Source organism: Rhodohalobacter sulfatireducens (assembly GCF_022012475.1).
GTDB classification, from domain to species: domain Bacteria; phylum Bacteroidota; class Rhodothermia; order Balneolales; family Balneolaceae; genus Rhodohalobacter; species Rhodohalobacter sulfatireducens.
Genome location: NZ_JAKLWS010000006.1, coordinates 1 through 15,358 on the forward strand (window position 1 = coordinate 1; position 15,358 = coordinate 15,358).

A 15,358-nucleotide genomic window follows, 5' to 3' on the forward strand; every position below is an offset into this window, starting at 1 on the left:
CCGCTCAATCGCTCAAACCAATTTTAAATTCAATACACACACCATTATGAAAGCTTTAAACAACCTCCGACTGTTAACTGCCACCGTAATTATTGCCCTGTTTGCCGGATGCGCCGGAATCACCGAGGCCAACCTCTCCGAGACCAACGCCCCGGATGCGCCTGCCGTATCGGCCGAATCCCCGGTTCAGTCCGCTGAAGCTCCCGGCTATTTCCACGGCGGTGACCAGGAAGATCTGCTCGACATTGAACCTTCTGACGATCACCGTAACCGAGAGTAACTTGCTCGGAAAAAATTCAGGAGAATAGCTACCTTTTATTGAACTTCAAGTTTTTTCTCCATGAGATATGTGTAAACGGATTTATAATTACCCGCTCTTATTATTAATTGTATTACTAAATCCATCCGAGCTTTTATCAGTTCAAGCTGATCAATTTGAGGAGCAAACTATTTACAACAATTGGCTTAATGTTCAAGAGCGGACACAACTTGATACTACAGATGCTAATACAACACTTTATAATAGGCTGAGTGAAAATTATTATGCATTATTTCAAATAACAGATAATACTGTCTACTTGCGCTATGCGCTTTTTGAAGCAGGGAGAGAGAAAAGAGAGGAGATCATTTCCGAGCTAACAGAAAGTGAATTAAGCGATGTTGAGGAAACAATAAACATTCTTAATGGCATCATAAATTCCGAGACTTACTCAATTCGTCCTTTTTCGCCAGATGATTTATACCTATTTATGATGGTTCAGATTCCTGAAGACCTCAAAGAAGACGCAAAAGCTCTGTTAAATCATTGGCATGAAACCTTAAGTAGAGAATCATTTGATGAATTCCCACTCCGATCTGCATTAATTATACAGGCTCTTGTTTATGGGTATGATGATCTCCGTGATTTTAACAAAGCATACGAGGCCAGTAATTATTTAATTGAGTCGAATCCTCTTCCCAAAACTACTTTCACCTTCAATTTGTATAACAGAATAGCATTTTCAGCACGTACTTCAGGATATTATTCAGATGCGTTAAAGATTTATGAAGAAGTTTTAATATCTCTTGCCCAGGCTCTGGGTTTTGATGAAAGGCTTCTATCGGTAAAAATGAGTTATGCTATAACATTATTCCGAATTGGAAATATCCGTCAAGCACTTCAGCAATTCGAAAATATTTACGAAAAAAACTTAGAAAATCTAATACCGAGTTATAGAACAGTACTCTTCAATAATCTTGCAGTTAGCTATCTTAACACGGGACAGTTTGATCGCTTTGTCCAGTTTCAACTTGAAGCCTTCGAAATTGCACAAAGAGAAGATAATTATGAACAACAAATAGAAATTTTACGGAATTTATTCATCTTCTACCGTCGACAGAGCGAAACAGAGTTAGCACTCAATTATTTAAATCAAGCACTGGAGCTATCTCAAAGATTTAATCTTCCAACTGAAACATCAGAAGTACTCCTTTCATTAGGTATATACAAGCGAGAAATAGAAGATTTACCTGGAGAAGCACTCATTTATTTAAATGATGCACTGAAACTTTCTCAGCAAACTGATAGCTATCAACACCTTTTTAATAGTTATCTGGATTTGGGTGAGACGCATCACGTACTCAGTAATTCTACTGAATCTGAAAGATTTTTTAGAGAGGCAATAAGAATTAGTGAATCCAGAGGTGATACTAGAAATAAAACACAGGCAATCGTACGCTTCAGCAATATGCTTACCGATAACAGCCGTTTTAGTGAGGCTGATAGTCTGATTCATCTAATCTCAAACGATGAACTTGAGCAGATACCATTCAACCTGGAAGTGCTTGGAAAAAATGTAAAAATCAAACTACTTGAAAATCGAGGAGCGGTTGAAGATGCTCTTGCAATTTCATTAGTTGCAGTTGATGAGATCTTTCGTTGGCTGCAAGACAGTGCAGACATGCAAACCGGCCACATGCGAATGGATAAAGAGTTTTCAGAAGCATTCCAACTTCACACTGAACTTCTGCGAAAATCAGAAAATTATGAAGAAGCGATTGCCATAAATGGCAGACTCAGAAATCTTTCAAGAACAGGATTTTTTAACAATCCACTTTTAAAATCACAGATATTAAGTGAAGAAGAACTGATTAGGGATCATAACCTGAGCAATAAAATTGAAGATCTGAGAAGCAGATATTCCAATGCTACGGAGGAACAAAAAATATATCTGGGAAATCAACTGGCAAATGCAAATGCTGAACGCAACAATCTGCTAAACCAGGCTTTCCCGAACTACTCAACCAGCGAGTATGAAGAGTTGCTGCCTCAGGCGATGGATGCATTGAGTTCAAATCAGATGATCATCTATTTTTCAACTTTTGAGGATCAGATATTCCAATACTTTATTACTCATGATGGAATTGACATGAAGTCTTATCCCGGCAGGGACGAGCAAATGGAACTGCTAGAAAACACTGTTCAAAGTTTTGGCCATGCGTCAACGGATCTGAACCTACTTCATGAGATCTACAGAACTTACTTTGCCGAAAATATACCTTCTGGCATTGAACATATCTATATGATTCCGGATGGAATTTTTTACAGAATTCCTATTGAAATTCTTCCCGTTAGCCCGGTAAATGCAAAGAACAGTTATGGATCCTCGGAATATTTAATTGAAAATTACAGTGTAAGTTATCTAAATACCCTTACAGATCTTTCAAACAGATCTTCACGAAGTAATTTCAGTTATGACCTGGCGGGATTTGGTATTAGTAACTTTACACAGGCGGGCCATCCTGATTTACCCGATCTGCCATTCAGTCCGCAAGAAGTAACTAATAGTGCTGAAAAATTAAATAAATTCAGTAATAATAGATTTTTTATTAACGACAACAGCACAGAAAGTAACTTCAGGAGTGTTGCCGGAAAGGCAAAAATCATTCACCTGGCTACACACAGCAAAGTAGATGATGAAAACCCTCTCTTCTCTTCACTCTACATGTATTCAAACAACAGATCAATACAAGAAGACAGCACGGACAATGAAAACGACGGTATTGTTCATGCTTACGAGCTTTTCGACCTAAACCTGAATGCGGATCTTATATTCCTGAGTTCTTGTGAGTCCGGTTCCGGTGGTTATTTGAAGGGGGCGGGAATTCTTGGCTTTTCAAGAGCCTTTGCCTACGCCGGTGCTCAAAGTTTATCCATTAATCTTTGGCCGATACGTGATCAAACTGCTTCGGAAATATCTACTGAATTCTATGCTGCTCTTAATCAAGGAAAAAATAAAGCGAATGCACTCAGAGAAGCACGTTTACATTACCTGAACAACTCAAATAGTGACCCGTATCTTTGGGGAGCATTTATCATGTACGGGAATATTGACCCTCCGGTAAACAACTACCAGTTTTTAATTCAGCTGTTACTTTCGGGCCTTTTGATTACTGGACTCAGCTTTGTATCACTTTTTGCTTATCAAAGAAAAGCTCTGATCAGATCCTGGATTTTTTAAGCGGTTGGTTCTTAACTGGCAGGTTGCCTGATAGATTCTAATTTATTTTTTGCCACTCGGCTGAATGATCCGTCAAGTTCAATGACTGTCTCCATGCTCTCGATCGCTTCATCTCTCATACCAAGTTGAAGTTGAGTGTTAGCTAAGTACCATGTTCCTTTCTCGAGATTCATCAATCCAATTCCTTCAGTACCGTTGATGGTTTGGAAAGTTTCCAGGGCTTCGGAGTAGTTCTTGGTGTTATATTGAATAGCACCTTTAACCATTCTAAGGTCAATGCTTTGCTCGGTCGTTAGTTCAAGAGAAGATGCCTCGTCAATCTGCGCGTAAGCAGCTTCGAGGTTTCCACTTGTAGCAAGGCTCACCGCTTCCTGCAAATAGTTGTCCAGCATAGTTTGATTATCGGCAGACCGTTCAATTTCGTACTCAATCATAGCGATCGGGCCGGCATCCTGAGTTTGCTGCACATCTGACATCAGGTTAAAAAGAATTGCAAAACCTATAATAATTACCATTGCCGCAGCAATGTAGGGCTTGAATTTCTCGTAAAATGTAGTTGGCGCCGTTTCTTTTTTGGCAGCAGAGATTGGGACAACGTTCGGTTCAGCTTCATAGAGATGATCGAATTTCCCTTCAGCTCCCATCTTTTTCAGAGTAGCTAGAGTTTGCAAATAGTCGAGATCGTCCGGTCGAGCTATTAACTCCGACCATAGTTGATCGACTTCTTCAGGTGAAAGATTTCCATCAATAAAATCGTGGATTCTTTCTTTTATGGATGATTGGTGGCTAGTCATGTCAGAATTTTTTTAACTTTTTTTCTTGGCTTGGTGTTTATTGATCTCTCGGATAATTCCCAAAAGGTAGGCTTTGTCAAAAGGTTTTTGAATGTAGGCATTCATTCTGGATGAGATGCATTCATCGCGAACGTGGTCGTAATCGTTGGTAGTAAGAGCAATTATGGGTATTTCACTATAATTACCAATCTCCCTGATTTTTTTTGCCGTTTCAAATCCATCAATTCCGTTTCCTAAATTAATGTCCATCAAAATCAGGTCATATTTATTTGATTCGGCTTCTTTGATGGCTTCTTCACCGTTTTCCACGCTTACAATTTCAAACTCGTTTTTTAAAAATATTGAAACAAGAAGACGAATTTGAGCGCTGTCTTCAACATGCAACAATCGCGGTTTTTCTTCTGTTTTACTTTTTCCATTCGGTGAAAAAAGAGACAATCCCCTTCGCATTTTTCTCCGTCCCGGAAAAGTCTCACTTAAATCCTGGGGACTCAAATGGAGTTCCTGAGCTATTGGAATATCCATGGAGTGTGCCACAGACCCTTCTATATAATTGTATGAAAAAGCATTCGGAAACAATACACAAGTTTTCATATCACTAAAACTTCAGTTGCTAATCGATGTTTAAACTTATTGAGCCACATTTATTGTCGCTTCTATTGTTAGGATGCTTGAGAAAGTGATTTGTTACACTTTTATTTTCATTTTTTACATTATTCAATTCCTTCTATGCCTGTCTTCTTCATCAAATCTATATCAACAGGATGTAGATTTCAGATATACGAGAAATAAAGTAGAGAGAGATCATCATGAACCCATTGAATGAAGCTGCAAAATCACTCCTGAATTCAACAAATGTTGCAGTCTGTGGTGTATCATCAAAAGGTGATGTTGCTGCAAATACTATTTATAAAAAGCTTCGGGAGAAGAATTACAACGTTTACCCTGTAAATCCCAACGCCAAAATAGTGGAGGGAGATACCAGCTATCCATCCCTGAGCTCCATAGCCGGAGCTTTAGAACTCGTAGTAATTGCCACCCATCCGGATGTTGCACCCTCTGTTATGGACGAATGCATTGAACTAAACATCAAAAAAGTATGGATTCACAAATCCATCGGTGGGGGAAGTTATAATCAAGAAGCTGTTGATAAAGCCAAAGCCGCTGGAATTATGCTTATTCCGGGAGGATGCCCCATGATGTTCTTAGAACCTGTAGATCCGGCTCACAAATGTATGAGATGGTTTTTCAGAATTAGCGGGAAAGAAGCAAAACCCATTGGCTTTATCGATTAGATTCTTTACACTATCGCTAATCATTTACAGAAATAAAGTTTTAACAGGCGGCACTAATCTGTCATCCATATTGTTTGAGGTCTGTCATCAGTACAATTGGATAATAATTCATACGTCGAACCAAAGCTTAGTTTTAGCACACCACTTTTATGACCTCATTAAAATCGCAACTGAAAATTTTTCTTTTCTTAGCTTTTTTGATGGTTCTCGGATGGGCCATATTCATGAGTATCACACAAAACTGGTCCCTCTTTCTGGATAACTGGTTTATGACGGTGACCATGATTTTCGGCTCATTTGTTGCCGGTGCCAGTTCTGAAGGCGGTGGCGCAATAGCTTATCCGGCGATGACTTTACTATTCAATATTGGCCCGGATGTTGCCAGAAATTTCAGCTTTGCCATTCAAAGTTTTGGAATGAGCTTTGCAGCAATCTGGATATTTCTTTCAAAGATTAAAATTGAAAAAAACTACCTGTTGATAGCCGGGGTCGGTGGTGCAATCGGTATCATTTTTGGTTCCTACTTCATCGTTCCGCTGATTACCCCCAGCTATGCGAAGATGATGTTCGTCTCCTTTTGGTTGAGTTTTGGGATGGCCCTATGGGTCGTAAATTTTGTCCAAAAGCGTGACAGTAAAGAACAGCTACCGGTTCTAACCACTTACCAAAAAGTCGAGTTATTATTGATTGGAGTTCTTGGTGGTATGTTTAGCTCCGTCTTCGGTAATGGGATTGATATCTGTACATTCGCATTCGTTGTGCTGAAATATGGCCTCTCAGAAAAAATAGCGACTCCCACCTCTGTTATATTGATGGCATCGAACGCTATACTCGGTACCTTTCTGAATGTTTTTGTGCTGGATACCATGCAAGCCGAAGCGATCAACTATCTGCTTGTATGCCTGCCTGTGGTCATTTTCGGAGCTCCGCTGGGTGCATTTGTGATTAACCAGATCGGCAGAAAATCGATCGCTACGATACTTATCACGATCATTGTTGTTCAGTTTATTACTGCACTCATCATTATCCGGCCAAGCTTTATGAATCTCATTTTTTCACTCGGAATTTTCCTGCTTGGAGTTGCAGTCTTCTTTCTCCTGACAAAGATCAAACCCCCTCAAGAAACAAATCAATCTACTTTTTGACGATTGATTGTTGTCTTCGCCATCAGGCGATACTGCTGATCATCATGGCAGCGATGATCAGTATCAGCAAAGAAAAAGCGATTTGAAGGATTTTCTGGTCCAGTGAATGGCCAATTCTGACTCCCAAAAATCCACCGCCAAATGCACCGATAATCAACGGTAAGCCCGATCCGAAATCCACATAACCAAGTGCATATTCGGTTAATCCCTGGTGACTGCCGGATAATAAAGCATATTGAAGCCAGCCGGATAGTGAGATTAATACGATAGCCAGCGAAGAGATACTGACCGCTTTCGACAACTTTAGTTTGTATACCAGGTTCATAATCGGAACAAGTACAATGCCTCCTCCCACACCGGCAAGGGCCGCAATAATTCCTCCGGAAACACCCGCCGCACCCGCTTTTGAAACGCCAAACGAATCTCTTGTGACCTGGAGATTTATATCTGTCCGACTTCTCCGGTAGAAAAGAACGGCTACAGTAACCAAGAGAACAGAGAAAAGTGATACAAAAACATCTTTTGTATAATAGGGTGAGGTGACGATCAATTTTCCAAGATAAACGCCAATACTGCCAACAAGTCCAACGAGAACTCCCTCCCTCCAGTAAAAGTTTCTCTCATTTCTCTGTTGAATGGAGCTGCTGATGGATGCAATAAAAGTACAAAACAGAGCCGTTGCGATGGTCCATGGTGTAGGATTATCAAGTCCCGCTGACGTGAATACCAAAAAGAGGATGGGCGTAAACAAAATTCCACCACCGATGCCAAAAAGTCCGGCTAATATCCCGGCGACTACACCACCCAATACTAAAATCAGGAACAACATCAATTGTTGATCTCTCCAATCATATATGTAACGGCTTCACCCCCGATATCCACCCTGTTCTCTTTCTGTTTGCACATAATATTCCCACCCCGTTTTGAAATCTGGCGAGCTTCAAGAGACGATTTACCCAGCCGTTTCTCCCAAAATGGAGTTAAAATGGAGTGTGCAGAACCGGTTACCGGATCTTCATAAATTCCCATCGAGGGCGCAAAAAAGCGACTCACAAAATCACAATGGTCGCCCTTGGCGGTGATGATAATCCCCCGAACTTCCATCCTCTCCAGCAATGCAAAGTCCGGTTTTATGGACTTAACGGTACTCTCATCTTGTAACAGAACCAACATATCCCTGTTAACACCTGTGTAGATTGGTATTGTGCCAATGGCCTCCGGCAACAACTTTGGAACAGGGATCGGCTCCGGTGGATTTGAGGGAAAATTCATCCAATAAATATTATCCTTTTTTTCAACTGTGAGCTCACCGCTTTTCGATTGAAACACCACCTTCTTTCCATCAAACCCCATCTGTTCGTACAATACGTGAGCAGAAGCAAGAGTGGCATGGCCGCAAATATCCACTTCAGTTTTTGGCGTGAACCATCGAATGCTGTAACTGTCATCAGACTCGTGGACGAAATAGGCTGTTTCAGAAAGATTATTTTCAGCAGATATATTCTGCATCTCTTCATCACTCAACCAACTGTCTAATGGTACAACAGCTGCCGGATTTCCTGAAAACACTTTGTCCGTAAATGCATCAACCTGGTATAACTTCATGACATCTCAGTCCTTGGATTAAAAAATTCAGAATTTTGAAGCTAATAGATAGCCATTGAAAGAATATGAATCAATCTTAAAAAAGAACTATTTACGAGAGACCATTAAATCATATTTTCCAAAATTTGGAAAACATAGTACTCTGAAAGATAGCATCTAAGAAACCATAAATTAAATAATATCAATATTTTGAATAATTTTATAAGTGGAAGCTTACAGAAATAGGAAAAGATTGGCCTTGAATAGTTGGCGGAATAAAGGACAACGATTGAACCGTGAGAAGAATCCTTTCATACCGGTGAGAAGCGGAATGTAAGGGCTGAAAGCGAGATGGACCATTGCCCCGTAGGGATCCCGTTGGGGAAAGGATTCCACGGTGAACTCGTGTCCGCCGGCAACTATTCACAGCCTTGATTTTTTCGTTCTTTTGTATCAAGACAAAAGGACAGAAAAGATACAATGAGTTTACACTTACAAAGAAAAGCTCTCTTCAGTATCATATTTATATTTCGTAAAAAGTTCACGACCTTTCACACATGGATTCAGAGACAAGTATCGAAACGAAAAAAGCTTATCAAAAACTCGGGTTTGAAGCCGTATTGGAGGCTGCATTAAAGCATACCTATACTCCATACGGCAAGGAGTTTCTACACAACCTATCTCCGGCTACCGACCCTGGAACAGTTTCCAAAAATCTCAGTCTTGCCTCTGAGTGGATGAAGATTCTTCAGAGCAGTTCAAATCATCCGCTCTCCGTGATAGATGATGTTACCGATATCCTGAAAGCCAGCCGGATCAAAGAAAGTACGCTGCCGCTTGAAGATTTCCTCATCGTCCTTGAAAATGCCCGGTTAGGCAGAACCCTCAAAAATTTCTTTAAAGAGAATGAGCTCGATCTTGAAAACCTGTCATCTCTCTCAGAGCGGCTTGTAAACCATCAACCGGTGGAAAAAGCAATTCAACGTGTAGTAACCGACAATGGAGAGCTGCGGGATGATGCCAGTTCCGAACTGAAAAAAATTCGCGGTAAGCTGAACCGGGAGCGAAATCGGCTTCGGGATACTATTCACTCAGTGATGCGTCGAGTCTCCAAAAAGGGCATGACATCAGATGAAGGACCCACCATCCGAAGCGGCCGCATGGTGATTCCCATCCAGGCTGAATTCAAACGCAAAGTGGATGGTTTTATCCACGATGTATCTTCAACGGGACAGACAATATACCTTGAACCGGTTGAAGCGCTTCAGATCAACAATGAAATTCGACAGCTTGAATCGGAAGAACAGCGTGAAATTGAACGAATTCTACGGGAGCTGACTGCCGAAGTCGGGAAATACTCGGATACTCTTGAACGGAATATCCCTATCATTGCACAGTTTGATGCCATCCACGCCCGTGTAAAACTTGGCCTGAACCTCGAGGGCAGCATTCCTGAATTGAGTTCCGATGGCCGTTTGAATTTGATCCGGGCGATGAATCCCAACCTGGTACTCAAAAATTTATCCTTAAAAGATCCGGAACCGGTCATACCGCTTAACCTGGAGATGAACCCGGATGAGCTTGCACTGGTGATAACCGGGCCCAACGCAGGTGGTAAATCTGTAGCGATGCGAACAGTTGGAATGCTGAATTTAATGCTGCAAAGCGGCTTTCCGATCCCGGTTCAGCCCGATTCAAAAATGCCCGTGCTGAATGGAATTTATATCGATATCGGGGATGATCAGTCCATAGAAAACGACCTGAGTACATTTTCATCGCGCCTGCAATGGATGAGAAACACATTACAAAAGATCAAAAAGAACTCTTTGGTTTTGATTGATGAAGCGGGTTCCGGAACGGATCCCGAAGAAGGTGGCGCGCTCTTCCAGGCATTTGTTGAAAAAGTGATTGAAATGGGTTCACGTGTGATCGTCACAACACACCACGGATCACTCAAAGTTTTTGCCCATGAGCATGATAAGGTGGTCAACGGTGCAATGGAATTCAACCAGGAGAACCTCACTCCCACCTATCGGTTCAAAAAAGGATATCCCGGCAGCAGTTACGCCTTTGAAATTGCCGACCGGCTGAACCTTCCGAAAGAGGTGATGAAGCGGGCTCGGGAGCTACTGGGAGAGAAGCGAGATTCCATGGGTGATCTCCTTGTCAGTTTGGAAGAGAATATGCAGGAGTTCGAGCAGTTGAAACGGGAGTATGAAAAACGACTCAGGTCGGTTGAGAAGAGAGAAAAGGATTACGAAGAACATCAGAAAAACATAAAAAATAAGCGGAAAAAGATCCTCGAAAAGGCTTACAAAGATGCTGAAGAGATTATGAAGGGGGCGAATCAGCGGATTGAACAGGCTGTTGAGAAGGTGGTGAGTGAAGGGCGTGAAGACAAGGAAAAAATTACCGAAGCCCGCCGTGATATCCTTGAAGCGAAGAGAGAGATCAAGTCCGACAAGGAAAAAGTTGAGCAGGAGGAAAAGCCGTTCCGAAGTAAAGAGAAACCCAAAGTTGGCGACTACGTGCTTATTGAGGACAGCAATACATCGGGTGAGCTGGTTGAACTTTCAGGAAAGAAAGCCACAGTTTTGGTAAATGGAATGAAGATCAAATCTAACCTGAACAAGCTGGTGAAAACCAATCCGCCGAAGAAAGAGAAGAAATCAATAAAAACACGGGCATACAGTCTGTCAGAGGATACGGATTTGTCTGTAAAACCCTCCCTCGATTTGCGAGGAAAACGCGGCGACGAAGCGATGAAAGAGCTCACCAAATACCTCGATAATGCGCTGACCCGCGGCCTCAGCCAGGTGGAAATTATCCATGGAAAAGGCGAGGGTATTCTACACAAACTGGTTCATGAGCATCTTGAAAAACGACCTGAAGTGAAATCGTTTGAAATTGCGCCGTGGGACAGCGGCGGATCGGGATGTACCGTTGTTCATTTGAATTAATGATCTCGGTAGGCTTTAGATGCCTGATGAAGTATACCTTCAACCCGCCTATTAAGAGTAACAAAGTGCAAACAAAAATTATCTTCACTATTGTTAATTTTAAGTAGATATCGTAACTGGTATTATACTTTTTTAAAATTAACAAGTTAAACAGCCCTATGGAAAATTCCCGTGTCATTGACATTGAGCAGATCAAATCGATTCTCAGGGAGCATAAATCGGAATTTCAGACAAAGTATAAGGCAGAAATTCTTGGAATTTTTGGATCGTACAGCCGCTACGAGGCTGATAAAAACAGTGACATTGATCTGTTGGTACGCTTCCATAAAGGAGCATCATTGTTTGGTTGGGCTGGATTAGCCAATGATCTTGAAAAAAAACTTGGCGTCTCTGTGGATGTTGTCCCCGAAAAAAGTCTCAAGAAAGAATTGCGTCCCCGGGTAGGGAAGGATTTGATTGAAATATGAGGGATCAAAAACTTTATGTTAATGACATACTGAAGGCTATAGACCTTATCCAGTCATTCGTTTCAGGCATGGGAATGGAAGAGTTCTAACAAGACCTGAAAACTCAAAGTGCAGTGATTCGTCAGTTTGAAGTAATGGGGGAAGCCGTTAAAAAACTCGATAAAGAACTGACCAATCAGTACTCAGACACTGATTGGACTGCAATTGCGGGAATGCGCGATCTATTGATTCATCAATATTTTGGCGTAGATCTGGATCTTGTATGGGAGTCGGTGACAGAGGATCTGCCAAAATTCAAGAAAACAATGATGGCTATAAAAAAACAATTAGAGTGAATGAAAACCTGATGATTACGTCAAATCCAATTTTTGTAAGGATTCACTTTATTGCAAGATCATCAGGTGAAATATTTAGGCGGGACTGAGACATCCGATGAGTGTTTGAGGCAGGTACTTTATTCCAAGCCATCTTACTCATCTGATGACTGTGTGAGAAAACCATTCATATTGAGATTAACGTTTGAACACCCACTACTACGCAAATGCTTCGTAGTGCAGGCCTCTGTGTCTCCCCTTTTTAGGGGAGAATTTTTCACCCATTCAGCCCAGTCCCCCACTCTCTCTTTTCCCAATTCCCCATCAAAACTACTATCAAGTCAGATCTTTACAGCTTGTTTGATGGTTGATTTCCTAAATCATTCTGACAACCCCAACGAAAACCGGCGAACGGTCGGAATATCATTAGGAGAGGCAAACAGGTAGAAACGATCTTTTTCGTCTTTCCAGTTCACTGGCGAATATTGGGCAAATTGATGCCGCTCCGGATAAGCAAACAGGTAGCTGTGCGCCCGGAGGCTTCCATCCTGATCAAAAATCTGAACATAAAGATCCATTAGGTGGGTATTTGAATCAGGACTCTTGGTGTATCCTTCTCTCCACTCAGCATAAAAATGTACAATTCGTCCATCCTCAAGACGGTACAATCCCGCGTCCATGCTCAATTGTCTGCCCATATATATTCCATCCCGAAAATTTGCTTTAATTGCCTTGGGGTCTTGGTTTTCAACTGCTTGGATATATTTTTGTTCAGAATCAAAAACCTCATAGGGCATAACATTAGGGGGGCTACCTCGAAGAGTTTTGTCAAATTCCCAGTTTCCATTGGCTTGTTTTTTGTACATGAAGAGAGAACCATTATAAACTCCCGGTGAAAAAACAAGTACATTCTGGTCCATTATATACTTGAAGCTGCCTGGATGATACGCCATCAAAATCCAAGGAAACATCCCTTTAAGCTCAAGATCTTTGAATGGCACAAATGAAGATTTTTTCTGCTGAAAGTCAGTGGTATAAACATGGAACAAATCACGATTAAATATTTGAATATCTTCTGCTGATGAGGAATTTAGGAAAAGCGCAAGTATCTCATCATTCATATACGAGATACCTTGAGGATAGAACTGTTTGGATAGGTTATATGGCCAAGCCTCCACGAACTCGCCCTCGGTTGAAATGACCTTATATTTTAGCAAACCTCTATCCATCACAACCAAATCACCATCCGGAGTTATCTCCATTAATTCAATATCTTGAAACTCACCAGGGCCCCTGCCTCTTCCACCAAGGTTTTTAAGGTGATTCCCCTCCTCATCAAACACTTTGATCTGTTTACTGGCACGGTCGGCAATATAAATATTGCCCTCCTCATCCGTTCGGACGGCAATGGGACGTCCCAACTGATAGTCCAGCGGCTGGTCTTCTGCACCGATGATCAAATCAATGGAAATGTCTATGGTGGGGGTACGGTCTATGGGTTGATGAGTGTCAGATTTGCTACAAGAAACGAATACAAACAACAGTACTGCCAAAAAAACAATAGAGTATTTATTAATATCCGACATATTCTTTCTTGTTGAATAGAACAATTGAAATCTCTCAGGCATACAAACTTTTACAATTATTACGTATACAGGTCAATAACCGCTAAATCTATATATTATTCAAGAATATCAATTGAAAATCTTCGAATAGTTGGTACCTGATTCCCCCCACCTGGGTCCAATAGATAAAAAGAACCGTTATGATCTCTCCAGTTGACCAATGTCTGGGGCAAATAATATCTGTCGATCGTCAATGTGGCGACATAACCGGATTCGATGACCTCTCCGTTTTGAGAAAAAACTTGAGCGAACAGGTTAATTTGGTTCTCTGTTCTTTCTAAATCCTGTTTTTCGGGTTCCATCCAATCGGCATAAAACTGGACAAACTGATGATTATCCAAAAAATGTATACCCGCATCCAGATAATTTATGCGACCTAAGTATGGACCTCCCGAGAAATAAAGTTGTCGAGTTAGAGGAAGATGTTTATTCATTTCAAAGGCTGATTCAGACTCATATACAATGTATGGCTTCTCGGGAGGTACTTTGCCTGTAATCGTTCGATTGTAAATCCATCGTCCATCCATATCTTTTGTGAACATAAACAGTTTGCCGGTATAAATACCCGGCGAATAGATCATACGGGTGCGATCTTTTGATATAGAAAAACTGCCTGGATAATACATTAAATTCACCCATGCAAATCTATCACTCATCCCCAATTCTTTAAACGGAAACAAAGCATACTTTTGCTGCTGAAAATCATTCTCATAAACATGAAACAGTTTCCGCTCAAACATAGGAGAACGGTCCGGCACTGCTCCGTTTAAAAAAAGCCCGATATTCCGACTCCCTGCAAAAGATATGGAAGCAGGATAATATTGGGTAAGCTGACCTGATATGTCTACTGGATGTGATGAGAGATATTCGCCTTCCTTGGTGATATAAACATATTGTAACAAACGTCGGTCCAGAATTACAAGATCGTTTTCTTTAGTAAATTCCATCAGGCTAATATCATGAAATTCGCCAGGCCCACGTCCTCTCCTTCCCAAAGACCTAAGATATTCACCATTTTTTGAAAAAACTTTAATTTCCAAACTTGCCTTATCCGCTATATAAATATTGCCAATGCTGTCTGTACGAACGGCAATTGGCTGTCCCAATTGGTGTTCCAGCGGCTGATCTTCTGCACCGATGATCAAGTCAGTGGTACTTTCAACGATTGGAGTGGGTTCTACGGGCTTGTTGGTTTCCCCAGAGCGACTACAGGAAATGAATACAAACAACAGCAGGGCCTCAAAAACAATAGAGTATTTATAAATATTCGACATATTTTTTCTTGCTGAATAGAAGAAACCGGCACCAAGTATTCTGTAAAGTGCCGGTTAATAGATTATTTATAATTTATTCAATCTTGATGTCACCGTTAGCCGGGATCTTCTGTTTCTCCAGGCTCTCCCGGGTCACCGCCACCTCCACAATCACTGCCACAGAGGACACCACTTAATTCACAGCCACCTAAGGGATTACAAGTAGTCATCCCACAAAATTCAGCAATTGCACAACCTGTTGGTACTCCGCCAGGTCCTAAACTACACGTCCAGCAAATTGATTGTGTCGATGCATTTGCGTTATTAGCCTCAGGTATCAGAGTGAATGCACTCGTACATAAAAAGAATGCCACTGATAATAATACAAGAAGGTTACTTCTTTTTGCTTCTGCTTTCATGA

14 protein-coding genes are annotated in these 15,358 nt (G+C 41.2%); 7 read left to right on the plus strand and 7 right to left on the minus strand.

From position 1 onward, the window contains the following. Window positions 1–280, plus strand: a 280-nt coding sequence (locus tag L6773_RS06375) for a hypothetical protein (protein ID WP_237853033.1), incomplete at its 5' end; no start/stop codon positions are given. A 67-nt stretch (window positions 281–347) separates the two neighbouring features. Continuing rightward, entirely contained in the window at window positions 348–3,500 is a 3,153-nt protein-coding gene (locus tag L6773_RS06380; RefSeq protein ID WP_237853034.1) for a CHAT domain-containing protein, read from the plus strand. 11 nt (window positions 3,501–3,511) lie between these two features. Here the strand turns inward: L6773_RS06380 and L6773_RS06385 are convergent, their stop codons facing one another. Both L6773_RS06385 and L6773_RS06390 read right to left on the minus strand, forming a co-directional pair. Then, window positions 3,512–4,294: a tetratricopeptide repeat protein gene (locus L6773_RS06385; protein WP_237853035.1), complete on the minus strand. Its 783-nt coding sequence runs from the start codon at window positions 4,292–4,294 to the stop codon at window positions 3,512–3,514. A gap of 12 nt (window positions 4,295–4,306) precedes the next feature. Then, the gene (locus L6773_RS06390; protein WP_237853036.1) at window positions 4,307–4,888 is read right to left on the minus strand and encodes a response regulator; all 582 of its coding nucleotides are present in this window, start codon (window positions 4,886–4,888) and stop codon (window positions 4,307–4,309) included. A 215-nt stretch (window positions 4,889–5,103) separates the two neighbouring features. On the opposite strand from L6773_RS06390, the gene L6773_RS06395 reads away from it, so the two are divergent. Then, the gene (locus L6773_RS06395; RefSeq protein WP_237853037.1) at window positions 5,104–5,589 is read left to right on the plus strand and encodes a CoA-binding protein; all 486 of its coding nucleotides are present in this window, start codon (window positions 5,104–5,106) and stop codon (window positions 5,587–5,589) included. Window positions 5,590–5,813: 224 nt separating this feature from the next. Then, window positions 5,814–6,734, plus strand: a complete 921-nt coding sequence (locus tag L6773_RS06400) for a sulfite exporter TauE/SafE family protein (protein ID WP_237853038.1) — start codon at window positions 5,814–5,816, stop codon at window positions 6,732–6,734. A gap of 22 nt (window positions 6,735–6,756) precedes the next feature. On the opposite strand, the gene L6773_RS06405 is transcribed toward L6773_RS06400, so the two are convergent. Continuing rightward, window positions 6,757–7,563: a sulfite exporter TauE/SafE family protein gene (locus L6773_RS06405; protein ID WP_237853039.1), complete on the minus strand. Its 807-nt coding sequence runs from the start codon at window positions 7,561–7,563 to the stop codon at window positions 6,757–6,759. Then, on the minus strand, window positions 7,563–8,339 hold the full coding sequence (locus L6773_RS06410) for a PhzF family phenazine biosynthesis protein (RefSeq protein WP_237853040.1): 777 nt from the start codon (window positions 8,337–8,339) through the stop codon (window positions 7,563–7,565). Before L6773_RS06410 ends, L6773_RS06405 begins: the two co-directional genes overlap by 1 nt. Before the next feature lie 536 nt (window positions 8,340–8,875). On the opposite strand from L6773_RS06410, the gene L6773_RS06415 reads away from it, so the two are divergent. The 3 genes from L6773_RS06415 (at window position 8,876) to L6773_RS06425 (ending at window position 12,080) form a co-directional block, all read left to right on the plus strand. After that, window positions 8,876–11,278: an endonuclease MutS2 gene (locus L6773_RS06415; RefSeq protein WP_237853041.1), complete on the plus strand. Its 2,403-nt coding sequence runs from the start codon at window positions 8,876–8,878 to the stop codon at window positions 11,276–11,278. A 158-nt stretch (window positions 11,279–11,436) separates the two neighbouring features. Beyond that, a complete protein-coding gene (locus L6773_RS06420) occupies window positions 11,437–11,745 on the plus strand; it encodes a nucleotidyltransferase family protein (RefSeq protein ID WP_237853042.1) in 309 nt (102 codons plus the stop codon). Window positions 11,746–11,840: 95 nt separating this feature from the next. Further along, window positions 11,841–12,080, plus strand: coding sequence for a HepT-like ribonuclease domain-containing protein (locus L6773_RS06425; RefSeq protein WP_255727721.1), 240 nt, complete (start codon window positions 11,841–11,843; stop codon window positions 12,078–12,080). 359 nt (window positions 12,081–12,439) lie between these two features. Here L6773_RS06425 and L6773_RS06430 read toward each other — a convergent pair whose 3' ends face one another. From L6773_RS06430 to L6773_RS06440, 3 genes are all read right to left on the minus strand, one after another. Continuing rightward, window positions 12,440–13,645, minus strand: a complete 1,206-nt coding sequence (locus tag L6773_RS06430) for a 6-bladed beta-propeller (protein ID WP_237853044.1) — start codon at window positions 13,643–13,645, stop codon at window positions 12,440–12,442. A 95-nt stretch (window positions 13,646–13,740) separates the two neighbouring features. Then, window positions 13,741–14,958: a 6-bladed beta-propeller gene (locus L6773_RS06435; RefSeq protein ID WP_237853045.1), complete on the minus strand. Its 1,218-nt coding sequence runs from the start codon at window positions 14,956–14,958 to the stop codon at window positions 13,741–13,743. Window positions 14,959–15,053: 95 nt separating this feature from the next. Beyond that, window positions 15,054–15,356, minus strand: coding sequence for a hypothetical protein (locus tag L6773_RS06440; RefSeq protein ID WP_237853046.1), 303 nt, complete (start codon window positions 15,354–15,356; stop codon window positions 15,054–15,056). Window positions 15,357–15,358: the final 2 nt, after the last annotated feature.